Raw genomic sequence first — 25,474 nt, 5'->3', positions numbered from 1 at the left:
AACAAGAATTTCCTCAGGCTTCTCAATTGAAATAATTTTAAATTTTCAGAATATGCTTCCAATGCGTTATTCCATTCTTGCTTTAATATTGATGCTTTCCTTCACCATACAATCCTGCGCCCAGGTTTTGGGTGATAAGACAACTTATACCGAAGCAGATACACTGCGTGGCTCCCTCAGGCCGGAGCGAAACTATGATGTGCTAAAGTATCATTTAAAGCTAAAAGTTGTTCCCGAAGATCAATTCATATCAGGCTCCAATACCATCACTTTTAAAGCTGAAGAAGATCTTCCGGTGATGCAGGTAGATCTTTTTGAAAACATGCAGGTAGATTCCATTGTGCAGCAAGGACAAAGCCTTAAATACCAAAGAAAATATAACGCAGTATTTATTGACCTCGGAAATCCGATTGTGGCAAATTCAGTTGATTCCATTCATTTTTATTACTCCGGAAATCCTGTAGTGGCCGAAAATGCACCCTGGGACGGCGGATTTGTATGGGAAGAAGACCGCGAAGGCAATCCGTGGATTGGTGTAGCTGTGCAGGGTACGGGTGCAAGTTTATGGTACCCGAACAAAGACCACCAAAGCGATGAACCAGAATCTGTAAGGCTGGATGTAGCTGTTCCTAACGGTTTAATCAATGTTTCCAACGGAAGGTTCCTGGGAGAAAAGGACCTGGGTAACGGCTATACCCAATGGAGCTGGGGCGTCAATAGCCCCATTAACAACTACAATGTCATTTTGAATATTGGGAATTACGCTCATTTCAGCGATCGGTACAAAAATCTTGACCTGGATTATTATGTTTTACCATATAATTTAAAAAAAGCGAAAACACAATTTGAAGAAGTAAAACTGATGATGGACTGCTTCTATGAAAAATTCGGGGAATATCCTTTCGTTGAAGATGGTTTCAAGCTGGTGGAAACCCCGTACCTCGGGATGGAACATCAAAGCGCCGTTGCCTACGGAAATGAATACAAAATGGGTTACCTTGGAAATGACCTAAGCGGCACCGGCATCGGATTAAAATGGGATTATATCATCATCCATGAAACCGGTCATGAATGGTATGGCAACAGCATTACGGCTGCCGATATTGCAGATATGTGGATCCACGAAGGTTTCACCAGTTACACAGAAGCTGTTTACGTGGAATGCCGCTGGGGAAAAGAAGAAGCCCTGGAATATTTGAAAGGCCTTCGCAGAGGCATAAGAAATTTTTCACCCATTATCGGTAACTACGGAGTAAATAGTGAAGGATCGGGAGATATGTATTCCAAAGGAGCAAATCTTTTGAATACCATTAGAAGCATTTACGATAATGACGAACTATGGTGGAAAACCCTGAAAGATTATACCGAAACGTATAAACACCAGGTCATTGACACCAAAACCACGGAAAACTACTTCAATGCAGCAACACCGGTAGATCTCGAACCTGTTTTTGATCAATATCTAAGACAAGCAAGCATACCTCAGCTTCAGCTGAAAAAGGATAAAAACAAAATTCAGTACCGCTGGAAAGCAGATGTAGAAAATTTTGAAATGCCGGTAGATGTAAAAATTAAAGGAGAAGAAATCAGGTTAAAACCAACCACAGATTGGAAGACATTACCAAATAACAATCTTTCTTCGCAAGACATTGATATCGTGGCAGAAGAGTTTTATGTGGAGGTAAGGAAACTGAATTAGATCAGGAAATCCTGCTTTTTAAAGTATTCCCCCTGTGGATCTTTCCATTGGGGGTTTCTTCAAATTTTCCCACAAAATAGATTTTCTTTGGCACCTCATATTTTTCCAACATCCTGAAGTCCCGAATCTCACGCTCCAGGGCCCGTAATGCTTCTTCAGAAAAGTCACTTTCCACCATTAAAATCAGTTTTTCCCCCAATGCATCATCGGGTAAGGAGGTAACAAAAAAACGATGTGCAATGATCGCTTCCAGTTTGGCTTCGATCTGCTCGGGATGAAGTTTGATTCCGCCGGAATTGATCACGTTATCATACCTGCCTTTTAGCAAAAACTTCTTCTTTTTAACTATTTCCGCCACATCATTCGTAACCAGCTTTCCCTCGGCTACTTTTGGAGCTTCTATAATAAGACAACCCCTTTCATTTGTAGAGATAGACACATTTGGTAAAACTTTAAAAGGAATTGGATGTTCTTTTTCCTTTTTCGGATTTATTCTACGTGCAGCGATGTGTGTAACGGTTTCTGTCATTCCGTAAGTTTCGTAGATTTTGGTTTCAAGCCCCTGCACCAATTTTTTGAGGTTTGCTGAAACCGAACCTCCGCCAACAATGAGCTTCCGGATCAAATGTAGCCTGCTAAGTGAATTATCCAGCTGAAAAGGAGTCATAGCGCAGAAATCATAGATCTTGAAAACCTGATCCAGTGCATTTGCCTTAGGCGGCACCGTATCAATATCCCAGCCCAGAACCATCGCCCTCACCAGCATCATTTTCCCCGCGATATAATCTGCTGGTAAACAATGAAGGGCAGTGCTTTTCGAAGGCAGATCAAAAAATTTCCCGGTTGCCAAAGCACTGTTGACCATAAATTCCTTTTTGATCCTTATTTTTTTTGGGGTTCCGGTAGAGCCTGATGTCTTCACTGCAATATACTCCTGATCATTTAGCCAGTCGAGCAGAAATGTTCCGATTCTCCCCTCATAAGGCTCCCCTTCCTTTATAAGATTATAAGCTACAGCAGCCAGATCCTGATTGTTATAATGCTTTTTATTTAATTTAAAATCAGGATGGATTTCAGGTAAAGTGAAGGTCTTTTCCATTATTCGTTAATGTTTTAATTAACTGCGGAATAAAATACTTAAAAAAGTTAATTAAATCATATTTCTTCTGAATAATTAACTGTTACCGGCGGGTTAACCTTTCCGGATAGCTTTTGCTTCCAGTTGCTCCAGTTGTATTTTTTAGCCAAAATAAAAAGGTAAATGGGATATAAAACGATCACAGGAGTGACTACATCAAAACCGGCAGAAGGATCTGAGGTATCAAGAAAAAGGGATGGTACCTGTATGGCAGTCCAATCGGCAGTCACCATGAGCGCGGCAAAAATGTTATTTCCGGCATGAAAACCAAGTGCCAATTCCATTCCCTCATCCATCAACGTCATGATCCCTAAAAGAAATCCTGTTCCAATATAGAAGACCATCATGATGTATCCAAGTTTCTCAACTTCGGGGTTAAGGCTGTGAAGGAGTCCAAAGCAAACCGATGTGAAAATTAATGGAAACCATCTATTTTTGGCTAATACTCCCAGGCCCTGCATTAAATATCCTCTAAAAAGATATTCCTCAAAGCTGGTTTGCAGAGGCATAACCAAAAAAGCAACAAAGAAAAGAATAAGAAAAGGGACAGGTTGAAAATTCCATTCAAAAGTTTCCGGCTCGAGTACATATCCAATTGCAAATAAAACAAGGTTCACCCCAAACACCAGGAAAAAAGCAAAACGAATCCTTCCCCAGTCCACCTTTTTTCTTGAAGTAGTTACTTCCTTAAAAGGTTGGTCATGAACATATTTAACCGCAAACCATAAGCCGAGAAGTCCACAGGTAAAAGTGACCAGGAAAAGAAAAAAAAGTAGGTTAGGATCAATTCCCAGCGATGAAAAATTATCTTCTGCGGCAGCAATGAACGTACCGGTATTGCCTGCTTTTAGGAAAGCTACTACCGTAAGCGGAATGACTCCTAAAACCTGCCAGCCGAAAAAAATGGTCACTATGCCAATTAAATATCGCCACCAATCGGTCTTGGCCTTATACGCCTGTTCTATATACATTCGTTCTATAAATTAAATTTCCAGTTAATCCTAGGGTCATGATACAAATTGCCATTTTTTACCTGCAGGGGAGCTTCAAAATTGTTGGTATATAAACCTCCTGTTCCAAGTCCCTGTGGCATTTCGCTATGCAGCGTATAGGTAAACTGTGAAATAGCATTTAACCCTACATTACTTTCCAGCGCACTGGTGATCCACCAGCCAATATGGTGATTTTCCGCCAGCTCCCGCCATTCCTTTGTACCTTTTAAACCACCAATTAGACTTGGCTTAAAAATAATGTACTGCGGCCGAATGGTTTGTAGCATTTCCCGCTTCTTTGTTACATTTACTACCCCGATGAGATCTTCGTCTAAAGCTATGGGTAGGGGTGTTTGTGCGCATAATTTTGCCATCTCCCCATACTGCCCCTGCTTAATGGGTTGTTCTATACTGTGAAGACTGAAATCGCTCAGCCGCTTCAGTTTTGCCAGTGCTTCCGAAGGTGAAAAGGCGCCGTTGGCATCTACCCTTATTTCCATTTCTTCGGAAGAAAATTCACTCCGGATGTATTTCAGAAGTTCAATTTCTGTATCAAAATCAATGGCTCCAATTTTCAGTTTAATACATCGGAAACCATCTTCTATCTTCTGAACGATCTGTTCCTTCATAAAGGCTTTGTCCCCCATCCAGACGAGTCCGTTGATGGGAATGGCCTTTTTTCCGCGGGTAAATTCTGAAGGAAACAAAAGAAAAGGATCTTGAGCCTCTAAGGATTCAAAAGCCATTTCCACCCCAAACTGGATGCTGGGAAATTCCCTGAGCTGCTCCCAAAGCCTGTCCTTTCCCAATTGGATGTTTGCGCAAACCCATTTCAGTTTCTCCTCATAATCAGGACGGTCATCAACACTAAGACTGCGTAATAATCCGCATTCCCCTATTCCGCGTTTTCCGTTTTCTTCAACAAAAAGAAACCAGGACTCCTTTTCAGTAAGAACGCCCCGGGAAGTTCCGCTGGGGCGTCTAAATTTTAAAAAATACTGCTTGTAACTTGCCTGCACGTATTCGTATGTTTTTATAATTCAATACTCTCTCCCACTTCCAAAAGCATTAAGTCTTTTCCTTTTTCGTAAAACTTTCTTTTCGCCTCTTCATGATCTATTTCAATATAGCCAAAGGTATCATAATGGCAACCCAACACCTTGTCGCATTCCACAAAATCACTGGCAATAATGGCATCTTCCACTCCCATGGTAAAATTGTCGCCAATAGGTAAAATGGCAAGATCGAGTTTGGTGTGCAACGGGATCAATTTCATATCCATGGTTAGTGCAGTATCACCGGCAATATAAATATTCTTGTGTTCGCCTTCGATCACAAATCCGCCGGGCTGACCTCCATAGCTTCCGTCAGGAAAAGAGCTGGTATGTATGGCGTTGACATATTTTACATTTCCGAATTCAAAACTCCAGTTTCCGCCGTGGTTCATTGGGTGTACCTCCAAACCTTTATTTTCATAGTAAGTAGCGATCTCAAAATTGCTAACAATTACGGCGCCGGTATTTTTGGCAATTGCCTCCACGTCCAGCGTATGGTCCTGGTGTGCATGCGTCACCAGAATATAATCTGCTTTAAGTTCGTTGATGTCTACTTTATCTTTAACAGCTTCATTTCCACTGATAAAAGGATCCACCAAAATATGAATTCCGTTGATCTCAATACTGAAAGTACTATGTGCGTAATGTGTTATTTTCATAGTTGCTGGTTTTAGTCACAAAATACAAAAAACTTAGGAAAAAATAGTTGATTCAAAGTTGGGATCAACTGATTAAATAACCTGTCCCAAACTGAAGAGAACAGCCAGTAAAAATGTACTGATAGCCAGCTTCTTTAACTCAGGATCCAACAGTACCGGATTTTCATTTTCTATGACTCTCCTTAAATGCATTCCCAGAGGTACAAAAGCTATTACATACAGCAGGTCATCTAAGGCTTCAAAAGAAACCGCCGAAAAAATGAGCATGAAAAACATAGCCGAGAGCACCAGGAAATAATGATAATTTTTGGCTTTCGCAGCGCCCATTTTGACCACCAGTGTATTTTTTCCGGCGCGTTCGTCAGACAGGCGATCTCTCATATTATTCAGGTTAAGCACACCTGCGCTTAAAGCGCCAATAGCAAATGCAGGAAGTAAAACCTGCCAGTTCCATTCTGTCGTATAAAGAAAATAACAGCCATAAACCCCTACAATTCCGAAGAAGATAAAAACGAAAATATCTCCCAGGCCTCTATAGCCGTAAGCAGAATCCCCTACGGTGTATTTTACAGCTGCAGATATTGCTGCAATTCCCAGAACTAAAAACAGCAAGGCATACAGAAAATTTTCTGTTCCGAAGGAGATATAAATAAGAGCGATGGCAATTAAAAAAGTAAGAATCCCGGTAATCATCATTCCGTATAGCATCTCCTTTCGGGAAATGAGTCCGCTTTGCATTGCCCGCTGTGGCCCTACTCTGTCCTCATTATCTGTTCCTTTCACAAAATCTCCATAATCATTTGCGAAGTTGGATAGTATTTGCAGGCCAAGGGTAGTTGCCAACGCCAGACTAAAAACAGCAGCGTTAAATGCTCCCTCCCCTGCAGCAATGGCCGAACCTACCAAAATACCGGACACAGACAAAGGAAGGGTTCGTAACCGTGCGGCGTTTACCCAGGATCTGATTTTTACCATTACCTCATCACTTTTACCAGCAATTCCTTTAAGAGGTCTCCCTGGGGAACATTTGCAGCTCCCACACCTTTGCTTTTTACATCGGCATCCCGTAAAAGAGAAACCACCTCACTTACTTTTTTCATTGGATAATTTCCTGCGGCAACAGAGTAGTCACTCACAAAATACGGATTTACTTTGAGTACCTTTGCCACATTGCCCTTAGATTTATCGGTGAGGGCATGGTATTGCAACAATTGAGAGAAAAAGCTAAACAGCAGGGAAACCGTCACCACCATAGGATTATCCTTAGGGTTCTGGGAAAAATAATTAATGATGCGGTGTGCCTTTAAAGAATCTTTCATCCCAATCGCTTTTCGCAACTCAAAATTATTGAAGTCTTTGCTTATCCCGATGTTTTCCTCAATGACCTCGGGAGTGATGGAAGTTCCTTTTGGGCAAATAAGCTGAAGTTTCTGTAGTTCGTTATCAATCTTACTTAAATCTGTTCCCAGAAATTCCACCAGCATTTGTGCAGCCTTGGGAGCAATTTGATAGCCCCTGCCCTGCATCTCTTTTCGAATCCAGTCCCCTACCTGATTTTCATATAATCGCTTGCTGTCGAATATCACGCCGCTCTTTGCAACCGCTTTATATAACTTCTTTCGCTTGTCTATTTTTTTATATTTATAGCAAATTACCAGAACCGTGGTAGGCTGCGGATTCTCCACATAATCCACTAATTTCTCGATCGTACGGGAAAGGTCCTGCGCTTCTTTTACTATAATTACCTGCCGCTCGGCCATCATGGGGTAACGCTTGGCATTACTGGCAATATCTTCAATCGTTACATCCCGGCCATAAAGCACCATTTGGTTAAAACCTCTTTCTTCTTCCTGCAATACATTATCCTCGATATAATCTCCCAGTTTATCAATATAATAAGGCTCTTCCCCCATCAGGAAATAAACCGGTTTTATATCCCCTTTTTTGATATCTAATGCTATTTGTTTTACTTCGTCCATTATCCCGTTTCTATGCAGCTACTCGATTTTGAAAAATTTAGCTGAAATTCTTTTCTTATTAATTTCTGAAAAAGCTGTTATTTTAAGCCATGCTTGCACTAAATTTCCCCAAATATTCATTTCGGTTCAAAAATAGCGAAAATAAAGTAGCTGTTTTTGATGTGCTCCGGAAAAAGTTTGTCGTGCTCACTCCCGAAGAATGGGTAAGACAACATGTTGTACAATTTCTTCTGAAAGAGAAAAACATACCCCAAAGCCTCCTGAATGTTGAAAAACAACTGAAGGTCCACGGACTCATAAAAAGATATGACGCCATTGTTTATAAACCCGATGGCTCCATTCATCTTATTGTAGAATGCAAAGCAGCTTCTGTCCCCATTACCCAGGAAACCTTTGATCAAATCGCCCGGTATAACCTCGCCCTGAAAGCAACCTTTTTAATGGTCACCAACGGACTCGAACATTACTTTTGTCAGCTGGATTATGAGCAGGAAAAATATCATTTTTTAAAGGATATTCCGGAGTGGAAATAAACTTTCAGCTGAGCAAACATTCAAAATGAAAATTCCAAATTCCACTATTTAATCATGAAGGATGTACTCCTATAAAAATAAGGAAAAAGCCGTAATCTCTTTTCAGCCTCTTTGCTCAACCCCTTCCGCACTTTTACCTTTCGGTTTCTAATTTCAAATTCCGTTAATTTGCAGCTGTGAAAATAGCTGTCGTCATATTGAACTGGAACGGAAGAGCTCTGCTGGAGCAATTCCTGCCATCGGTTACCCAACATTCAAAAGAAGCTACTATTTATGTGGCAGACAATGCATCTACAGATGAATCTGTTGCATTCGTTAAAGCACAATATCCGGAAGTAAAGATCATTCAGAATAAAACTAACGGAGGATACGCCAAAGGCTACAATGATGCCCTTGCACATCTTTCTGAAGAAATTTTCGTTTTGTTGAACAGTGATGTAGAAGTTACCGCAAATTGGTTGCTCCCCATGCTAACGGAGTTTAAAACCAATCCTGACACAGCAGCGCTGCAACCAAAGATCATGGATTTTCGGAAAAGGGAATGCTTTGAATATGCCGGGGCAGCCGGCGGATATATTGACCAGTTTGGATATCCCTACTGCCGCGGACGCATTTTTGATCATCTTGAAAAAGATGTGGGGCAGTATGATGATTCGGTTGAAATTTTCTGGGCCAGTGGTGCCTGCCTGGCTATCCGAAAAGATGCTTTTTACAAAGCCGGAAAACTAGATGAGCATTTCTTTGCCCATCAGGAGGAAATTGATCTTTGCTGGCGTTTATACAATCTGGGGTACAAGGTGAAATACCTGGGAAATTCAACCATATTTCATTTGGGAGGAGCCACTCTCGATACCATGCATCCCAAAAAGACATTTTACAATTTTAGGAACAGCCTTTTTGCTCTATTAAAAAATGCCCCGGGGAATAAAGTATTTTTACTCATTTTTACAAGAATGGTATTGGACGGAGCCGCAGGATTTAAGTTTTTAGCAGAAGGAAAACCGGCGCATTTTTCAGCTATTTTAAAAGCACATTTTAGTTTTTATGCTCATTTTAAACAGATTGTAAAAAAGAGAAAAAATCTTCCGAAGAAGAAGAAATATTTCCACCAAATCTCCGTTGTCTTCTCATACTATATTCTGGGGAAGAAGGCGTTTTCAGAACTTTAAAAAAAACGCTTTTAAACCAAACAAATGTTTCGCCAGGAGATTAGTTTTTGTATTTTTGGAACGTTTAACATTAAATTAAAATTTTAACAATTTACGATTATGAAGAAAATCATGCTTTTATCGGCCACAGCTGCCATCCTTCTTTCTTCTTGTGTTTCGCAGAAGAAATATGCTGAGCTTGAAGCTCAACAAAGGGAAACCCAGGATAAGCTGAACACCGCTACCGTTAAACTTAATTCTTGTCTTGACGAGAAAGAAGGTCTGGATCGACAAATAAATACCTTGAGTAACCAAAATACAGCACTTTTAAATAATGTTGGAGATTTAGCAACACTATCTAAGAAAGAAGCTGAAAACCTTGAGCGTTCATTGGAAAGCATCAAAGAAAAAGACATGAAAATTCAGCGTATGCAGGATGCTATCAACAAGAAGGATTCTGTTACCCTTGCTCTTGTTACCAGCCTAAAAGGTGTGCTTGGAAACATGAACGACGAGGATATTGAGATCAATGTTGAAAAAGGTGTAGTATATGTATCTATTTCAGATAAACTGTTATTTGAAAGTGGTAGATACAACGTTACTAACCGTGCAAAAGAAGTTCTTGGAAAAGTTGCAACTGTTGTAAAAAACAGACCAGACATTGAATTTATGGTTGAAGGTCATACAGATGATCAGTCAATAAGAAATGCAGTGCTTCAGGACAACTGGGACCTTTCTGTTAAACGAGCTACTTCTGTAGTACGTATCCTTCAGGAAGATTTTGGTGTAGAGCCACAAAGAATGACTGCTGCCGGAAGAAGTTACTATGTTCCTGTAGCGAGCAACGATACAGCGGAAGGAAGAGCTAAGAACAGAAGAACAAGAATTGTTATTCTTCCTAAGATCGATCAGTTCTACAACCTGATTGAAGAAGGAATGGAAAGCGCAAAATAAAAGTTATCGCAATATATTTTATAGAAATGCCCGGTCAGTGACCGGGCATTTTTATTATAATGGGTTATGAAAATATTTTCAACTAATTAAAATCCGAAAAAATATATTATAGAATCTGCAGGCTTCCTTTTCCTTCCCTGATGACTTCAGGCTCGGCTGTAGTGAGATCAATCACCGTAGAAGGGATATTATCGCCATATCCGCCGTCGATTACTATGTCTACAATGTTATCCCATTTCTCCAGAATTAACTCAGGATCTGTAGTATATTCAATTACCTCATCGTCATCCTTAATGGAAGTGGATATAATTGGATTTCCCAAACCTGCCACGAGTGCCCGGCAAATATTATTATCCGGTACCCGGATTCCTACTGTTTTTTTCTTTTTAAATACGCTTGGAAGATTGTTGTTCCCCGGAAGCACAAAGGTGTAAGGCCCGGGAAGATTCCGTTTTAATATCTTAAAGGTCTGGTTATCGATTTGCTTTACGTAATCTGAGAGATTACTTAAGCTTTCACAAATAAAGGAGAAATTAGCCTTTTCCAGCTTTACGCCTCTTGCCTGTGCAATCTTTTCCAGCGCAGCATTGTTGGTGATATCACATCCAAGGCCATAGACAGTATCTGTTGGATAAATTACAAGGCCACCATTTTTCAATACATCCACAACACGTTTAATGTCCTTTGGATTTGGATTTTCTTCGTAGATTCTTATTAATTCTGCCATACTTTATATTGTTTAAAGAACTGAGAATTTACGAATTTTCGAGTGGTTCTAATAGAATATTTAGAAAAATTAGTCGATTCTTTCTACTTCACTTTCCAGTTTCAAAACTTCATTGCCATTTTCCTGCTGGATAAAGAGGGCTTTATTACCCGGCGTTCCTTTCCTGGTCACTTTTGTTCCTTTGATGGTAGTGGTGATATCCCTGTCAAAAGTATCCTTAACTTTTCCTTCGGCCACTCCTTTCCCCCACTTCCATTTCACTTTAGTTCCTTCCCTGATCATTTTTTATTAAAAATTACAACAACCACAGAAGCTAACCCAAAGAATAACAGAAACTTAACAACTTATAAAGCTGTTAATCCAACACCTTCAGCTTGGCAAATTTTAATAGCAGCTTTTTAATGCCCCCGGTTTCAAAATCTATTTCCGCTTTTTTATCCTGACCAATTCCTTCGATCTTCAACACCGTACCTTTTCCGAAGCGCATGTGTTCTACCCGATCGCCTTCCTGCAGTTTCACTACTTCTGAAGGATCACTGTTGGAAATTGACGGGGAAGACGCAGGCCTGAGTTTTCGGAGTTTTCGCAGCTGCTCATCGGTAGGCTTATGCGATGGCGGCGGAGTTCCGTTGGAAGGTTTCGTTTGACGGAATTTGCTCTTATCTACCTCTCCGAAAATATCTGTATCAATCAAAGGTTTATACTTATAATCATCCTGCGGAATCATATAATCCTTGAACTTGTCGTCAATTTCTTCTATAAATCTACTGGGCTCTGCATCGACCAGTTTCCCCCAGCGGTATCTCGACTGGGTATACGTGAGATAGGCTTTCTTTTCGGCACGGGTAAGCGCCACATAGAACAATCTTCGTTCTTCTTCCAGTTCAGAACGCGTGTTCATACTCATGGCAGAAGGGAAAAGATCCTCTTCCATCCCCACAATGTACACGTATGGAAACTCCAGTCCCTTTGCCAGGTGAATCGTCATCAAAGCCACCCGGTCTTCATCTCCCGTATCCTTATCCATATCTGTAGCCAGGGCAACATCTTCCAAAAATTCCGTAAGAGAGCCTGTGGCATCGGCGAGTTCTTTCTGTCCTTCCACGAAATCCCTGATCCCGTTTAACAGCTCTTCAATGTTCTCTATTCGTGCAATTCCTTCAGGAGTTCCGTCTTTTTTCAGTTCCTGAAGCAATCCTGTTTTCTTTGCAACGGTTTCAGCAAGCATAAAGGCATCTGCCGTTTCGTTCATGATCTGAAAGCTTTTGATCATGTTGGCAAAATTCGTCAGTTTATTTCTGGTTCCGCTATTGATCTTCAGGTCAATCTTGTCAATATTTTCAATCACTTCAAATATTGATCTTCCGTAGTGATTGGCAGCAATGGTCAACCGGTCTATAGTCGTTTGCCCAATCCCGCGGGCTGGGTAATTGACGACTCTTTTCAGCGCCTCTTCATCCTTCGGATTGATCACCAGCCTTAAATAAGAAAGTACATCCTTGATTTCTTTTCGCTGGTAAAATGAAAGTCCGCCGTAAATACGATACGGAATATCTTTTTTCCGAAGTGCATCTTCCATAGCCCTACTCTGGGCGTTTGTACGATAAAGAATGGCAAAATCCCCATTGTTCATTTGATGCTCCATTCGGTTCTCGAAAATAGATCCCGCCACAAAACGTCCTTCTTCCCCATCGGTAAGCAATCGGTTAACCACGATCTTTGGACCTTCATCATTGGCCGTCCAAACTACTTTATCAAGTTTGGTCTTGTTCTTTTCAATAATGGAGTTGGCTGCTTCCACAATGTTTCGGGTAGAGCGGTAATTTTGCTCCAGCCTGTACATCTGCACATTGTCGTAATCCTTCTGGAAGTTAAGGATGTTGTTGATATTCGCGCCCCGAAAAGCATAAATACTCTGGGCATCGTCCCCTACCACACAAATATTCTGAAATTTATCTGATAAAGCCTTTACAATCAAATACTGGGAATGGTTAGTATCCTGGTACTCATCTACCAGAATGTATTTGAAACGGTTCTGATATTTCTGAAGTACTTCCGGAAACCGGTTTAAGAGTTCGTTTGTTTTGAGCAGCAGGTCGTCAAAATCCATGGCCCCGGCTTTAAAACAACGGTCTACATAATTCTTGTAGATTTCTCCCAGCCGAGGTTTTTTTGACATGGCATCGGCCTCCATTAATTCTGGATCTTGAAAATATGCCTTTACGGTAACGAGGCTGTTCTTATAGGACGAGATCCTCGAATACACCTGCTTGTATTTATATACATCCTTATCCAGTCCCATTTCTTTAATAATAGCCGAAATTAACCTTTGGGAATCCTGCGTATCATAAATAGTAAAATTGGAAGGATACCCTAATTTATCTGCTTCAAAACGAAGCATTTTTGCAAAAATGGAGTGGAAAGTCCCCATCCACAGGTTCTTCGCCTCACTGTTACCCACAATTTGGGCAATCCTTTTTTTCATTTCCCGCGCAGCCTTATTTGTAAAAGTAAGGGAGAGTATGTTAAAAGCATCAACTCCCTTGCTCATAAGGTACGCAATTCTATAGGTCAATACCCGGGTTTTTCCAGATCCTGCACCTGCAATTACAATCATGGCGCCGTCTTTTTGCAGTACCGGCGCTCTTTGAGCATCATTTAATTCAGCTAAATAAGATTCCAATTTCCTCCTTCTTTTAAAGCCGTGAAATTAACCAAAAACGGCTTAATACAAAATCATGGAGCTAGTTACTTTTGAAACAATTAAGAAGTCAGATTATGAGAAGCTTTAATTTTTAAATATCTTAGAGAATTAAACCGCCGGTAATACTGGCATTCTTCAATTTACTTAGATGAAAAACATTTATTTGATCCTTTTCTGTATGTTCAGTTTGACCTTGAATGCGCAGGAAAGGGATCCCGAAATAGTTGCTGCTGCAGAAGAAATAGAAGGACAGGTGATCGAATGGCGCCGTAACTTTCATCAGAATCCAGAATTATCAAACCGGGAATTTAAAACTGCTGAAAAAATTGCTGAACATTTAAAAAACCTCGGAATGGAGGTCCAAACGAAAGTAGCTAAAACCGGAGTCGTTGGTATTCTGAAAGGAAATAACTCCGATAAAGTCGTTGCCCTAAGAGCCGATATTGATGCCCTGCCGGTAACCGAACGAAATGACCTTCCTTTTAAATCTGAAGTCACCACACAATTTCTCGGCACTGAAACCGGCGTCATGCATGCCTGCGGACATGATACCCACATCGCAATTTTAATGGGAGCTGCCGAGGTACTTTCAAAAAACAAAGATAAAATAAACGGAACCGTGAAATTCATTTTCCAACCTGCCGAAGAGGGTGCACCCCCGGGAGAAGAAGGTGGAGCTGCCTTAATGATCAAAGAAGGAGTTTTAGAAAATCCCGATGTGGATGCTATTTTTGGATTACATATCAACTCGGCCACACCGGTAGGTACGATCAGATATAAACCTGAAGGCACCATGGCAGCCGTGGAACGTTTTGTCATAAATGTACAGGGGAAGCAAACCCACGGATCTGCTCCCTGGAGCGGAGTCGACCCCATCCTTATTTCAGCAAAAATTATAGATGGATTACAGACGATCATTAGCCGGGAATCCAGTCTTGTGGATGGTGCCGCGGTTATTTCCGTCGGAAAAATTACCAGTGGCGTGCGTTTTAATATAATTCCGGAAAGTGCAGAAATGATTGGAACCATCAGGACTCTTGATCCCGATATGAAAGAATTAATTCTGAAACGTATGCAAGAAATGGTTCCTGCCATTGCTGAGGCTTACGGCGGGACTGCAACCATAGAAATTGAAAATAAAACGGCTATTACCTATAATGATCCCCAATTAACCGGCCAGATGTTACCTACTTTGCAATATATTGCAGGAGCCGAAAAAGTAGAACTGGTGAAACCCACTACGGGTGGAGAAGATTTTTCCTTTTTTCAGGAGAAAGTACCGGGATTTTATTTTTTCCTCGGCGGCCAGCCTGAAGGAACGACAGAACCCGCTCCTCATCACACTCCGGATTTTTTCATTGATGACAGCGGATTAACATTAGGAGTGAAAGTTATGTCTCAATTAGCAATTGATTATTTAAACCAATAAAATGGAAGGAATATTTGATTTTCTAGGAGAAATAAGCTGGTGGATGTGGATCCTGATCATTCTGGCCCTCATCACCCTACGCGACATCTTCTTCAACAAAAAGCACATAATCTTACATAATTTTCCCGTAGTGGGCCACTTGCGTTACCTGCTGGAAAGCATCGGTCCGGAGCTTAGACAATATATAGTCGCGGGAAATCGGGAGGAATTACCCTTTAACAGAGTTGAACGCAGCTGGGTGTATGCTTCTTCGAAAAATGAAAACAATTACGAAGGTTTCGGAACAGATCAGGATATCTATGAGGTAAATTACATATTTATCAATAATGCCCTCATCCCCTTCAAAGTACCTGACAATCATTATTATAATAAAGATCCTTATTTCCTGGCATGTGCCAAGGTTATGGGCGATTTCAATAAAAGAAAAAGGCCATACCGGCCCGCGTCTGTCATTAACGTTTCGGCTATGAGCTTTGGTTCCCTTTCCGCGAGGGCTATCGAGGCACTTAATCAGGGGTGTAAGAAAGCTTATGCCTACCATAACACCGGCGAGGGCGGACTTTCCCCTTACCATCAAAAAGGTGCCGACGTTGTTTTTCAAATTGGTACCGGGTACTTCGGAATCCGGAATGACGACGGTTCTTTTTCTATGGAAAAGCTGGTAAGATTAACGCAGGATTTTCCGCAAATAAGGGCTATTGAGATCAAACTTTCCCAGGGAGCAAAACCAGGAAAGGGAGGGGTATTACCGGCCTCAAAGATCACCCGGGAAATTTCAGAAATAAGACATGTGCCTATGGGTAAAGATGTACTTTCCCCTCCTAACCACAGCACTTTTGGTAACATGCAGGAGATGGTAGATTTTATTGAAGAAATTGCCCATGAAACCGGCTTACCAGTAGGAATAAAAGCGGCCATAGGAAAACTGGATGAATGGAAAGAACTTGCAGATATTATGAAAAAGACCAACAGAGGTCCAGATTTTATCCAGATTGATGGCGGAGAAGGTGGTACCGGAGCTGCCCCGCCAAGTTTTGCAGATCATGTTGCCCTGCCGTGGGTGTATGGTTTTACAGATGTTTACAAGATCTTCCAGGAGAAAGCCCTCACCGAAAGAATTGTATTTATAGGAAGTGGAAAATTAGGTTTCCCTGCAAAAGCAGCGATGGCATTTGCGATGGGCGCAGATGTTATTAATGTGGCGCGGGAAGCGATGCTGAGTATTGGCTGTATACAGGCTCAATCCTGTCATACCAATACCTGCCCCACAGGAATAGCTACTCAGAATCGATGGTTACAGGCAGGAGTGAATGTGAAAGACAAGACCGAAAGGGTAAATTACTACTTTACCAATTTCAGAAAAGAACTCCTGGAGATCACCCATGCCTGTGGTTATGAGCACCCCTGCCAGTTTACGATGGACGATGTGGAAATAAATCTTGGGGACCGCTTTATTGCAAAGACTCTGGCTCAGACATTTACCTACCACAAAACAAAAGTTCCGTTTGATACTACCGAAACTTTACTGGGATGTCCTAACTTAGGCGGCTCTTACCGAAAAGGAGAAGAAACCGAAGTTAAAGAAGTAGAGACTGAAGAAACCTCTGTTGAAGATAAAAAAGCATGATAGAAAATAATATTTTACAGCTGTTATTATACCTATTACCTGCCGTGATCGTGGCAGTGATCGCATATTATTTCTTTAGTATGCACACAAAAAATGAAGAGCAAAGAAGAAGATTTTTGCTCCACAAAGAAAATCAGAAACATTCTTTTCCGGTGAGGCTGCAGGCATATGAGCGTATGACTCTGTTCCTGGAAAGGATCGCCCCCGGAAACCTGTTGGTAAGGACAAAGCCATTGAATGAAGATAAAAATGATTACGCTTCTCTGCTAATCCGTACAATTGAACAGGAATTTGAGCACAACCTGGCACAACAAATATATGTTTCGGAAGAATGTTGGAATGTGATCAAAGCCTCCAAGAATGCTACTATTACAAACCTCCGGAAAACTGCCGCAAAGGAAGGTATCAAAGATGCCTCAGAGTTTCGTCAGCAGGTATTGACCAGCCTCATGGAACAGGAACCGCCCAGCGAAACCGGGCTCTCCTACATCAAAAGGGAAGTTTCCGCGCTATGGTAATATTTTTTAAGGTAATATTTGCTCTAAAAATCCCGATTCTTTAGCTGAAAGTGACGGCTTCAGCTGAGAAAACCGCTGCTGGTATTCTTCGGATTGTACCAGTTCCCGAAGAAGTTGTCTCGAAGACTCCCTAAACCTTCCTACCTGATGTTGACTGGCCTCTACCAGATCAAAAAGATTTTCATCAGAAAAAGAATTCAGCTGAAACAAATAATTGAACGCATTCTGCCGTATCTGGTAAGGATAATAAGGAGAAGTATATCCCGAAAGTTGTGCATAAGTGGATTGTTTATCGTCCATTTGATAACCCGCAGTGGCCAGATTGAGCGCCAGCCAAAGCGTCTCCACATTCTTATCATTAAAACCTTCAACTTCTTTTAACCGGTCCAGGTATTCACTCCTTTCCTCCGGAAAATTAAACCAGAGGTTATAAAATGCCATTTCTTTGGTCACATAAGAATCATCTTTTAATAGCGATTCATAATAAGATTTCAACTCCTGCGGAATTTGCCTGAGGGATGCCGCAATCGCCTGCCGCACGTAAATGTCATTGGTTTCAAAAGCTTTTTCATACAGCTCGATTGCTTCCAAAGGATCTGTCAAAGCCAGTTGATATATCACTTCCTGACCCACATACTGGTTCACCGGAAAATTGAGAGCCGCATTCAGTAATTCTTTTTTCTCCTGAAGCGGAAATTCTTTTAAAGCTGCTATTTGAAGATAATCGGTAATGAATTTCGATTCTTTCAGAGAGTTTAAAGCCACCGTTGCAGGAAAAGCAGATTGTTCCAGCCACTGTAAAACATAGGCAGAAAGATCTTTTCCACTGGTATTTTCTACTTCCGCAATAAAATCGGCTGTAGTAACATTTTTGAATTTGTACTTGTTCAGGTAATTTTTCACAGCCAAATTAAATGCTTCCTCTCCCACTCTCTCCTTCAGAATATGCAAAGCCCAGGCTCCTTTTTGATAATACGTGAGAGAACTCGCTTTAGAATTGATCAAAGCTTCCCCTTTTCCGGAATCACTTAACTCCTTAAGCTCCTCGGCACTTTCAAAAAGTTTCCAATAATAATAGTCATCGCCAAAAACCTCTCTTTCTGCCAGTAAAGCGTAATAGGTTGAAAATCCTTCCTGAAGCCAGTGATGCTCCCCAGAGGCTGCAGTCACAAGATCACCAAACCACTGGTGTGCCAGTTCATGTGCGTTGACGTTTACATAATTACGATCTTTAAAAGCGGTGGAATCGACCACAAAAAGATCTGAGAAAATGGTTGTTCCGGTATTTTCCATTCCGGCGTACAGAAAATCACGCACCGGGATTTGTTTATAATTCTGCCAGGGATAGGCCACTCCTGTTTGTTTTTCAAGGAAATCAAAGATCTGTTTCGTATGCCTGTAGGTGGGTTCTACTTTTCCTTCATCGCCGGGATAATAATAAAGCTGAATGGGCACTCCGCTGGAAGAAGAAATTTCCTTTTTCTGATATTTTCCCGCAGCCAAAGCGACCAGATAACTGCTCATTGGCTGCTCCATATCATACTCCCACCTCACCACAGAATCGTTGACCGCAGCTGACTTTTGAAGTTTTCCATTTGCGATCACTTCAAAACCTTTTTGAAAATCTACCGTAAGATCAAATTCCAGTTTTTCGGTAGTGTCATCAAAACTGGGTAGCCAGTTGGAAGTATATCTCCCCTGTCCCTGCGTCCAGACCTGGGGTGCAGAATTTTCAGAAGCCGTCTCTTTTTCTTCTTCGGAAATATCCCAGTCCTCGAAGTACATACCCTGTGAAGGTGTCGCAGTATAATTAAACTCTAATACATTATCTGAAGTAGGCGTAAAATCAGCAACAATCCATAATCGCTGTTCATCTTTGGAGAAATCAACTTCTTTTCCGTTTAATTTGACTTCCCGGAAATCCATTTTTCGGGCATCAATAAAAACAGAATCTGTTGTTTCCAGCACATCAAACCTGAAAGTCACCCTTCCTTCCACTTTTTTTTCAGAAGGAAAAACAGCCAGTTCGGCTTTTACACGTTGAAAATCTACTAAGGAAGTCTGCTGTCCATAACTTCCGAAGGAAATCAGCAGAAAGAATATAAAAATGGCAAAAAGTCGTTTCATTTATCAAATATAAGCCTCTCCTGAAAATAGTAGAAATAAAAAGCAAAAAAGGAGCTTCTATGGCAGATTTGAAGGAGGCTTTTGCCTTTTTTCCTATCTTCGTTCTATGAATCAGAATCAGCTGCAAACCCCTATAGATTACCTCAAAGGTGTAGGCCCAAATCGTGCAGGTTTGCTACGGACAGAGCTGGGAATTCATACCTATCAGGACCTTCTGAATTTCTTTCCAAACCGCTACCTGGACAAAACCAGATTTTACAAGATAAAAGATCTGGAACGAAACAATTCGGAAGTGCAGGTAGTAGGGAAAATTGTTCACCTGAAAACCGTGGATCAAAAACGCGGAAAACGTCTGGTAGCAGATTTCATTGATGACACCGGAAAAATGGAACTGGTATGGTTTCGCGGCCACAAATGGATCAGGGAAAATCTAAAACTGAATACGCCTTACGTCATCTTCGGAAAAACCAACTGGTTCAGCGGACTTTTCAGTATGCCGCATCCTGAAATGGAACTGGTAGAAGAATATAAAAAGAACCTGAGGACGGCGATGCAGCCGGTGTATCCCTCGACTGAAAAGCTCACAAAATCGGGCATAACCAACAGAGCTGTAAACAAGATGATGCAACAGCTGTTCCTGGAAACCGGAGCTAAATTTTACGATACGCTTCCTGAGAGCATTAAAGAAGAACTGAAATTGATTCCCAAGGCCGAGGCCATGTTCAATGTGCATTTCCCAAAAAGTCAGGAGTTACTGGCAAAAGCACAATTTCGGTTGAAGTTTGAGGAACTGTTTTACATTCAGCTGCAGTTGCTGATGAAAAACATGCTTCGGAAGAACAAGATCAAAGGTTTTCCATTTGATCAGGTAGGAGAATATTTTCAGGAATTTTATGAGAATCATTTGCCTTTTGACCTTACAAATGCTCAGAAAAGGGTGATCAAGGAAATTCGGCAGGATCTGGGTAGCAGTGCCCAGATGAACCGGTTGCTGCAGGGAGACGTAGGCTCCGGAAAAACCATTGTGGCTTTGATGACGGCACTACTGGCATTCGACAATGATTTCCAGGCTTGTTTAATGGCGCCAACAGAGATCCTGGCAATTCAGCATTACAACGGCATCAAAGAATTAACTGCAGATCTGGACATCAACATTCGCTTATTGACCGGATCCTCAAAGACTTCAGAAAGAAGGGAAATTCACGCTGCCCTGGAAAGTGGCGAACTCGACCTCCTCATTGGCACCCACGCTTTATTGGAAGACAAAGTAAAGTTTAAAAATCTGGGGCTGGCCATTATTGATGAGCAGCACAGGTTTGGAGTGGCGCAGCGAGCGAAGTTGTGGCGAAAAAACACGCTGCCGCCACATATTCTGGTGATGACGGCAACGCCAATTCCGCGTACGCTGGCAATGAGTTTGTACGGCGATTTGGATATTTCGGTCATTGACGAGCTTCCACCGGGAAGAAAAAGTATCAAAACGGTACACCGCTATGACAGTAACCGATTAAAGGTTTTCAGGTTTATCAAGGATGAAGTAAAGAAAGGCCGGCAGGTCTATGTGGTGTATCCTTTGATTCAGGAATCAGAAAAAATGGATTATAAAGATCTTATGGATGGCTACGAAAGCATCGTACGGGAATTTCCCATGCCCGATTTTCAGATCTCCATAGTCCACGGACAAATGAAACCCGCCGATAAAGATTACGAGATGAACCGGTTTGTAAAGGGCGAAACCCAGATTATGGTGGCCACTACGGTAATTGAAGTGGGCGTGAATGTACCGAACGCCAGTGTGATGATTATTGAAAGTGCCGAAAGATTCGGTCTTTCACAGCTGCACCAGTTACGCGGACGTGTGGGACGTGGTGCGGAGCAGAGTTACTGTATTTTGATGACCGGACACAAACTTTCTGCCGACAGCAAAACCAGGCTGGAAACGATGGTAAGCACCAACGACGGATTCGAGATCGCCGAAGTCGACCTAAAATTACGTGGCCCCGGTGATATTATGGGAACCCAGCAAAGTGGAGTGCTCAACCTTAAAATAGCAGATATTGTAAAAGACAATGACATTTTGAAATTAGCACGTTCTTATGCGCTTCAGGTTTTAAAAGAAGACCCAGACCTCGCACATGAAAAGAACAAAGTGATTCGCTACACCTACGGCCAACTGGCAAAACACAAAAACATCTGGAACTACATCAGTTGATCTATGCTAAATTTTATACTCATTGGTGTTTGTCTCCTCGCCGGATTTTTAGTTAAAAAATACAAAGCCCTTCCTACGGACAGTTATAAAGCCGTAAACGCCTGGGTGATCAACATTGCATTACCGGCAATGGCCTTACGGTACATTCCGGAGATCCAGTGGAGTTACAACCTCATTGTACCTTTTTTGATGCCTCTGCTGGTCTGGACTGGGAGTTATTTATTTATCAACCTGATTAGTAGGTACATAAAAATGTCCCCCGGAACAAGAGCTGCTTTGTTTTTAACGGCTGGACTGGGAAATACTTCTTTTTTGGGCTTTCCGTTAACCGAAGCCTACTACGGACAAGAGGGGTTGCAAATTGCTATTTTGTGTGACCAGGCAACCTTTATTGTAATGGCTACTTTTGGTATTATCACAGCCACCAAAGCTTCCAATGGAGGAACTTTTGAATTTAAACCTGTGCTTAAAAAAATCCTGCTGTTTCCGCCTTTTATAGCTTTTTGCCTTGCTTTTATTCTTCCGTTGCTTGTTTCCCTTCAACCGATAGTACCTTTACTGAACGAACTGGCACACACCTTAATTCCGCTGGCCTTATTTTCCGTGGGGATGCAGTTAAAACTCAGGACCTGGAAAGCCGATGTAAAGTTAATTTCTGTGGCACTTTCCTATAAATTACTTCTGGCTCCCCTGCTCATCCTTGTTTTATGCCTGGCTTTCGGACTTACTGAATTTACACAAAAAATCACCATTTTTGAAGCAGCCATGGCCCCGATGGTGACGGGAGCCATCATTGCAACCGATTATAATCTGAATCCGAAACTGGCAAATATAATCCTGAGTGTGGGAATTCCGGCATCCCTCATCACCACGTTTTTATGGTCCCTGATCCTGGAATTGATTTGATGATTATAACCTATCCTATTTTTCTATAACTGGTCTCGAGTCTTGGATCTCCCGCGGTTTCCTGCCTGGCAATCCATTTAATATCAATTGAAATATAGCCAAGATCGTTTACCACTGTTCCTTTGCAAAGGTAAATACCTTTGCTCCGTAACGGATATTTTTCGGCAACATCCGGAAATTCTACAATATCAAAAATGGCTCCGTCACTATCAAAAAAAGTTCCGAAGTACATGTATTTTCTATTGACAGTACTGGTTTTTCGGGCGTTTACAAGATTACCATAAATTTCCACTTCCTGTCCAACTAAATGCTTTAGATGTTTTGCTTTAACCGAAGCTTTCATCGGATTTTTCAGTAATTCAAAATGGCTGGATAGTGAGAATCCCAGCAGCTCAATCTGGTCGTAAACCTCTACCAGCTTTGAGTATTCCAGTTCCGGAAGATTAAAATCTTTATGCGGAGTTTTAAACAAAACCGCCTGAGTGGATTTTGGTTTTGTGTTATTCAGTTTAAAATGGGCTTTCCAGAGCAGGTGATGTTTATCCACACCAGTAAACCTGAAGGCATCTATCTTCAATAGAATACTTAGCTGCTCAATGGAAATATGGATACGGTCCACAAAATCATCCAAAGATTTAAAAGAGCCAAAAAACTGCCGGTTTTCAAGGATTTGCTGCACTACCTTTGTTTCCAGGTCTTTGATATATCCCAGCCCCAGGTAAATATCTTTGCCATAAATCACATTTGGATGATCACTTTTGTTGATACAGGGCGCATGCACAGTTCCCCCGCATTTTCGTATTTCCTGCACATAGGTCTCCACATCATAAAATCCGCCGCCATTATTGATGGCTGCCACCATAAATTCCAGCGGAAAGTAGCGTTTTAGATACAGGCTTTGGTAGCTTTCCACCGCATAAGAAGCCGAATGTCCCTTCGGAAAAGCATAGCCTGCAAAAGAAGAGATCTGTTCCCAGACTTCATCCACAAGGGATTGCTCATATCCCTTTTCTTTGCAGTTACTCCGGAATTTTGATTCAATCCCCTCAATTTGTCCTTTAGAAGTTTTCTTTCCGCTCATTCCCCTCCGTAACACATCGGCATCATCAAAACTCAGGCCTGCAAAATGATGTGCCACCTTCATCACGTCTTCCTGATAGATCATAATTCCGTAGGTATCGGGCATGATCTTGTTCATAACAGGGTGCGCCCGTTTTCGCCTTTCAGGATCCCGGTGTCGTTTAATGTACTCATCTTTCATTTTTCCCTGTGACACCCCAGGTCTTATTACCGAACTTGCTGCTACAAGATTCAGATAACTATCGGTTTGAAGTTTGGTCATTAAACCACGCATGGCGGGAGATTCCACGTAAAACACCCCTATACAATCCCCTACTTTCAAAAGGTTATTAATTTCAGGATCATTTTTGAAAATCCAGATGTTTTCAATGTCTTCTATTTTGGTATCGGGCTGATTCTCTTTAATGATCTCAATGGCGTCGGTGATTTTTGAAAGTCCGCGTTGGGAAAGGATATCGAATTTATGGATCCCGACATCCTCGCTTATATTCATATCGATCTGGACGGTAGCAAATCCTTTGGGCGGTAAAAAAGTGGCGGCGAAATTGGAAACTGGCCGCTCCAGAATAAGGATTCCGCCGGAATGTACACTCAGATAATTTGGAAAACCTTCAATCAATGAGCTATACCTCAACACCAGTTTCTCCAACTCATCCAGCTCCCTGAAACTAAAAAATCCGGAGGAGAGCTTATCGATATTCTCCTTAGGCAGGCCAAAAACTTTTCCCAGCTCCCGGGCCACGGCCTTTCGTTTAAAAGTAACATACGTACCCAACAGCGCCGTGTTTTCGAACTTCTCAAAAATGTACCGGGTGACTTCATTGCGATCTTTCCAGGAAAAATCTATATCAAAATCGGGCGGGGCTTTTCGGTTCGCATTAATAAACCGTTCAAAATAAAGATTAAGCTCTATAGGGTCTACATTGGTAAGCCCAATGATATATGCCACTATCGAATTCGCGCCACTACCCCGACCGATAAAGGGATAGTTTTTTGATTTTGCATACTGAACAATATCGTAATTAATGAGAAAAAATGAGACAAATCCCAGCCGTATGATCGCTTCCAGTTCCTTTTCCAATCTAAAGTAAACTTCTTCTGAAGCATCGGGATATCGTTTTGAGATATTCTGAAAGCACAACCTCCTTAGCTCCTTTTCGTCTTCTTCCCTGCTTTTCCCAAACACCTGTAAATTTTGATTTTCACGATCCTCTCCAAAACCAAAGTTTACTTTACAGGTTTTCAGGATGTTTTGGGTATTTTGAAGGACATGCAGATAATCTTCAAACTCTCTCTGAATTTCTTCAGGAGAGATCATTTGGTGTGAAAAAGCTCCCTGTTCACTCTTCGGAAGCTTACTCAGCAGCGTGTTGTTGTCTATCGCACGCAAAAGTCTGTGTGCATTATAATCTCTTTTACTCCGGAAGCTGACTGTTTGCAACAGCACCAGTTTTTCTGAAAATTTCAGGTATTCTGAAAATTTTAATTTCCGCAAAGTCTCCACCGAAATTCCGATGAATTCATTTTCCTTAAAATTGATCTTTTTATCGGCTACCACTTTTTCAAATGGATAGATCAGGTAACAATCAGGCAAATCGGGAGCATTGTTTTCAAAACTTTTTTCCTGGTGAAGATGAGCTGACAAATGCTCATTCAGCTGCCGGAAACCTGCGTTGTTCCGAGCAATCCCCACGTATTGCTGCTGCACCCTATTTCTGAAATCGATCCCCACCAACGGATTGATATTAAATCTTGAAGCAATTTTCAGAAACTCAAGACAGGCCGAAGTGTTATTGATATCTGTAACGGCCACACTCTGCACTCCATGTTTATTAGCCAAAAGGCACAACTCTTCTACAGAAAAAGTTCCGTACCGCAAAGAATAATATGTATGGCAGTTCAGGTACATTTTAGGGTTGTGGGTTCTTCAGTTGTGAGTTGTGAGTTGTGAGTTGTGAAATTGTTGTCTTTTGTTCGCTGTTGAAAA

20 protein-coding genes are annotated in these 25,474 nt (G+C 41.5%); 9 read left to right on the top strand and 11 right to left on the bottom strand.

Annotated features, from left to right (window positions below; all coding sequences use genetic code 11):
* Nucleotides 1–61 precede the first annotated feature (61 nt).
* Nucleotides 62–1,699 carry a M1 family metallopeptidase gene (locus IE056_RS09480; RefSeq protein WP_189604475.1) on the top strand — a complete coding sequence of 546 codons (1,638 nt, stop codon included), beginning with the start codon at nucleotides 62–64 and terminating at the stop codon, nucleotides 1,697–1,699.
* Nucleotide 1,700: 1 nt separating this feature from the next.
* On the opposite strand, the gene IE056_RS09475 is transcribed toward IE056_RS09480, so the two are convergent.
* From IE056_RS09475 to holA, 6 genes are all read right to left on the bottom strand, one after another.
* Nucleotides 1,701–2,798: an AMP-binding protein gene (locus tag IE056_RS09475; RefSeq protein WP_189604474.1), complete on the bottom strand. Its 1,098-nt coding sequence runs from the start codon at nucleotides 2,796–2,798 to the stop codon at nucleotides 1,701–1,703.
* A 56-nt stretch (nucleotides 2,799–2,854) separates the two neighbouring features.
* On the bottom strand, nucleotides 2,855–3,808 hold the full coding sequence (locus IE056_RS09470; protein ID WP_189604473.1) for a CPBP family intramembrane glutamic endopeptidase: 954 nt from the start codon (nucleotides 3,806–3,808) through the stop codon (nucleotides 2,855–2,857).
* Between the two features lie 5 nt (nucleotides 3,809–3,813).
* Nucleotides 3,814–4,848, bottom strand: a complete 1,035-nt coding sequence (locus IE056_RS09465) for an o-succinylbenzoate synthase (RefSeq protein ID WP_189604472.1) — start codon at nucleotides 4,846–4,848, stop codon at nucleotides 3,814–3,816.
* A gap of 14 nt (nucleotides 4,849–4,862) precedes the next feature.
* The gene (locus tag IE056_RS09460) at nucleotides 4,863–5,543 is read right to left on the bottom strand and encodes a metal-dependent hydrolase (protein ID WP_189604471.1); all 681 of its coding nucleotides are present in this window, start codon (nucleotides 5,541–5,543) and stop codon (nucleotides 4,863–4,865) included.
* A gap of 72 nt (nucleotides 5,544–5,615) precedes the next feature.
* Entirely contained in the window at nucleotides 5,616–6,518 is a 903-nt protein-coding gene (gene menA, locus IE056_RS09455; RefSeq protein ID WP_189604470.1) for a 1,4-dihydroxy-2-naphthoate octaprenyltransferase, read from the bottom strand.
* Nucleotides 6,518–7,522: a DNA polymerase III subunit delta gene (gene holA, locus IE056_RS09450; RefSeq protein WP_189604469.1), complete on the bottom strand. Its 1,005-nt coding sequence runs from the start codon at nucleotides 7,520–7,522 to the stop codon at nucleotides 6,518–6,520. Before holA ends, menA begins: the two co-directional genes overlap by 1 nt.
* Before the next feature lie 89 nt (nucleotides 7,523–7,611).
* On the opposite strand from holA, the gene IE056_RS09445 reads away from it, so the two are divergent.
* The 3 genes from IE056_RS09445 (at nucleotide 7,612) to IE056_RS09435 (ending at nucleotide 10,157) form a co-directional block, all read left to right on the top strand.
* Complete coding sequence (locus tag IE056_RS09445; RefSeq protein WP_189604468.1) at nucleotides 7,612–8,055, top strand: type I restriction enzyme HsdR N-terminal domain-containing protein; 444 nt, start codon at nucleotides 7,612–7,614, stop codon at nucleotides 8,053–8,055.
* A gap of 176 nt (nucleotides 8,056–8,231) precedes the next feature.
* Complete coding sequence (locus tag IE056_RS09440) at nucleotides 8,232–9,224, top strand: glycosyltransferase family 2 protein (protein ID WP_189604467.1); 993 nt, start codon at nucleotides 8,232–8,234, stop codon at nucleotides 9,222–9,224.
* 99 nt (nucleotides 9,225–9,323) lie between these two features.
* Nucleotides 9,324–10,157 (top strand): OmpA family protein, encoded by an 834-nt coding sequence (locus IE056_RS09435; protein WP_189604466.1) that lies wholly within the window; start codon nucleotides 9,324–9,326, stop codon nucleotides 10,155–10,157.
* Between the two features lie 106 nt (nucleotides 10,158–10,263).
* Here the strand turns inward: IE056_RS09435 and IE056_RS09430 are convergent, their stop codons facing one another.
* The 3 genes from IE056_RS09430 to IE056_RS09420 all read right to left on the bottom strand — a co-directional run bounded on the left by IE056_RS09430 (nucleotide 10,264) and on the right by IE056_RS09420 (nucleotide 13,567).
* Nucleotides 10,264–10,884, bottom strand: coding sequence for an L-threonylcarbamoyladenylate synthase (locus tag IE056_RS09430; protein ID WP_189604465.1), 621 nt, complete (start codon nucleotides 10,882–10,884; stop codon nucleotides 10,264–10,266).
* A gap of 69 nt (nucleotides 10,885–10,953) precedes the next feature.
* Nucleotides 10,954–11,166, bottom strand: a complete 213-nt coding sequence (locus IE056_RS09425) for a hypervirulence associated TUDOR domain-containing protein (RefSeq protein ID WP_189604464.1) — start codon at nucleotides 11,164–11,166, stop codon at nucleotides 10,954–10,956.
* A gap of 73 nt (nucleotides 11,167–11,239) precedes the next feature.
* Complete coding sequence (locus IE056_RS09420; protein WP_189604463.1) at nucleotides 11,240–13,567, bottom strand: ATP-dependent helicase; 2,328 nt, start codon at nucleotides 13,565–13,567, stop codon at nucleotides 11,240–11,242.
* Nucleotides 13,568–13,736: 169 nt separating this feature from the next.
* On the opposite strand from IE056_RS09420, the gene IE056_RS09415 reads away from it, so the two are divergent.
* Genes IE056_RS09415 through IE056_RS09405 form a run of 3 tightly spaced genes read left to right on the top strand, consistent with a single transcriptional unit; the run spans nucleotide 13,737 to nucleotide 17,162 of the window.
* Nucleotides 13,737–15,017, top strand: a complete 1,281-nt coding sequence (locus IE056_RS09415; protein ID WP_189604462.1) for an amidohydrolase — start codon at nucleotides 13,737–13,739, stop codon at nucleotides 15,015–15,017.
* Between the two features lies 1 nt (nucleotide 15,018).
* Nucleotides 15,019–16,644, top strand: a complete 1,626-nt coding sequence (locus IE056_RS09410) for an FMN-binding glutamate synthase family protein (protein ID WP_189604461.1) — start codon at nucleotides 15,019–15,021, stop codon at nucleotides 16,642–16,644.
* Nucleotides 16,641–17,162, top strand: coding sequence for a DUF7935 family protein (locus IE056_RS09405; protein ID WP_189604460.1), 522 nt, complete (start codon nucleotides 16,641–16,643; stop codon nucleotides 17,160–17,162). The genes IE056_RS09410 and IE056_RS09405 overlap by 4 nt, the downstream gene beginning before the upstream one ends.
* Nucleotides 17,163–17,168: 6 nt before the next feature.
* Here the strand turns inward: IE056_RS09405 and IE056_RS09400 are convergent, their stop codons facing one another.
* On the bottom strand, nucleotides 17,169–19,289 hold the full coding sequence (locus IE056_RS09400; protein ID WP_189604459.1) for a M1 family metallopeptidase: 2,121 nt from the start codon (nucleotides 19,287–19,289) through the stop codon (nucleotides 17,169–17,171).
* Between the two features lie 106 nt (nucleotides 19,290–19,395).
* Between IE056_RS09400 and recG the strand changes: the two genes are divergently transcribed.
* Together recG and IE056_RS09390 are read left to right on the top strand one after the other, a co-directional pair.
* Nucleotides 19,396–21,501, top strand: coding sequence for an ATP-dependent DNA helicase RecG (recG, locus tag IE056_RS09395; protein ID WP_189604458.1), 2,106 nt, complete (start codon nucleotides 19,396–19,398; stop codon nucleotides 21,499–21,501).
* Nucleotides 21,502–21,504: 3 nt separating this feature from the next.
* On the top strand, nucleotides 21,505–22,407 hold the full coding sequence (locus IE056_RS09390; protein WP_189604457.1) for an AEC family transporter: 903 nt from the start codon (nucleotides 21,505–21,507) through the stop codon (nucleotides 22,405–22,407).
* A gap of 10 nt (nucleotides 22,408–22,417) precedes the next feature.
* Here the strand turns inward: IE056_RS09390 and IE056_RS09385 are convergent, their stop codons facing one another.
* Nucleotides 22,418–25,396: a DNA polymerase III subunit alpha gene (locus IE056_RS09385; protein WP_189604456.1), complete on the bottom strand. Its 2,979-nt coding sequence runs from the start codon at nucleotides 25,394–25,396 to the stop codon at nucleotides 22,418–22,420.
* Nucleotides 25,397–25,474: the final 78 nt, after the last annotated feature.

The sequence above is a fragment of the Salinimicrobium marinum genome (assembly GCF_014651535.1).
Lineage (GTDB): Bacteria > Bacteroidota > Bacteroidia > Flavobacteriales > Flavobacteriaceae > Salinimicrobium > Salinimicrobium marinum.
The sequence above is the reverse complement of the archived record's forward strand: the minus strand, read 5'-3'. Positions and strand labels throughout refer to the sequence as shown.

What these genes read in the sequence shown, in the direction of transcription:
- IE056_RS09480 (WP_189604475.1), top strand. Translation starts at nt 62, where the DNA reads ATGCGTTATTCCATTCTTGCTTTAATATTGATGCTTTCCTTCACCATA.
- IE056_RS09475 (WP_189604474.1), bottom strand. Translation starts at nt 2,798, where the DNA reads ATGGAAAAGACCTTCACTTTACCTGAAATCCATCCTGATTTTAAATTA.
- IE056_RS09470 (WP_189604473.1), bottom strand. Translation starts at nt 3,808, where the DNA reads ATGTATATAGAACAGGCGTATAAGGCCAAGACCGATTGGTGGCGATAT.
- IE056_RS09460 (WP_189604471.1), bottom strand. Translation starts at nt 5,543, where the DNA reads ATGAAAATAACACATTACGCACATAGTACTTTCAGTATTGAGATCAAC.
- menA (WP_189604470.1), bottom strand. Translation starts at nt 6,518, where the DNA reads ATGGTAAAAATCAGATCCTGGGTAAACGCCGCACGGTTACGAACCCTT.
- holA (WP_189604469.1), bottom strand. Translation starts at nt 7,522, where the DNA reads ATGGACGAAGTAAAACAAATAGCATTAGATATCAAAAAAGGGGATATA.
- IE056_RS09445 (WP_189604468.1), top strand. Translation starts at nt 7,612, where the DNA reads ATGCTTGCACTAAATTTCCCCAAATATTCATTTCGGTTCAAAAATAGC.
- IE056_RS09435 (WP_189604466.1), top strand. Translation starts at nt 9,324, where the DNA reads ATGAAGAAAATCATGCTTTTATCGGCCACAGCTGCCATCCTTCTTTCT.
- IE056_RS09430 (WP_189604465.1), bottom strand. Translation starts at nt 10,884, where the DNA reads ATGGCAGAATTAATAAGAATCTACGAAGAAAATCCAAATCCAAAGGAC.
- IE056_RS09425 (WP_189604464.1), bottom strand. Translation starts at nt 11,166, where the DNA reads ATGATCAGGGAAGGAACTAAAGTGAAATGGAAGTGGGGGAAAGGAGTG.
- IE056_RS09415 (WP_189604462.1), top strand. Translation starts at nt 13,737, where the DNA reads ATGAAAAACATTTATTTGATCCTTTTCTGTATGTTCAGTTTGACCTTG.
- IE056_RS09410 (WP_189604461.1), top strand. Translation starts at nt 15,019, where the DNA reads ATGGAAGGAATATTTGATTTTCTAGGAGAAATAAGCTGGTGGATGTGG.
- IE056_RS09405 (WP_189604460.1), top strand. Translation starts at nt 16,641, where the DNA reads ATGATAGAAAATAATATTTTACAGCTGTTATTATACCTATTACCTGCC.
- IE056_RS09400 (WP_189604459.1), bottom strand. Translation starts at nt 19,289, where the DNA reads ATGAAACGACTTTTTGCCATTTTTATATTCTTTCTGCTGATTTCCTTC.
- recG (WP_189604458.1), top strand. Translation starts at nt 19,396, where the DNA reads ATGAATCAGAATCAGCTGCAAACCCCTATAGATTACCTCAAAGGTGTA.
- IE056_RS09390 (WP_189604457.1), top strand. Translation starts at nt 21,505, where the DNA reads ATGCTAAATTTTATACTCATTGGTGTTTGTCTCCTCGCCGGATTTTTA.
- IE056_RS09385 (WP_189604456.1), bottom strand. Translation starts at nt 25,396, where the DNA reads ATGTACCTGAACTGCCATACATATTATTCTTTGCGGTACGGAACTTTT.